This is a genomic window from Peribacillus sp. SIMBA_075 (genome assembly GCF_046534585.1).
Window position 1 is genome coordinate 1 of record NZ_JAWRYN010001418.1, and the last position, 243, is coordinate 243.

Here is a 243-nt window from a genome sequence, read left to right on the forward strand (position 1 = left end):
CGATATGAAACGTGGATTCGTGTAAATCAAATTAATTTGACTCTATTTGATAAGGCAGGTAGTACGACGTATCTTTTGAATATTGTACTGTTTATGCCGTTCGGTTTTTTATTACCTACTATTTGGCCACAGTTTAGAAAAATGAAAAACACCGTATGTGCGGGATTCTTTTTTTCATTGGCAATTGAGTTAAATCAATTACTAAATAATAGAATTACAGATATTGATGATGTATTTACGAAT

The 243-nt window shown here is 30.9% G+C and carries 1 protein-coding gene; it reads left to right on the forward strand.

From position 1 onward, the window contains the following. The coding region (locus SB775_RS33025; RefSeq protein WP_410865510.1) for a VanZ family protein at positions 1 to 243 on the forward strand (243 nt) is incomplete at both ends.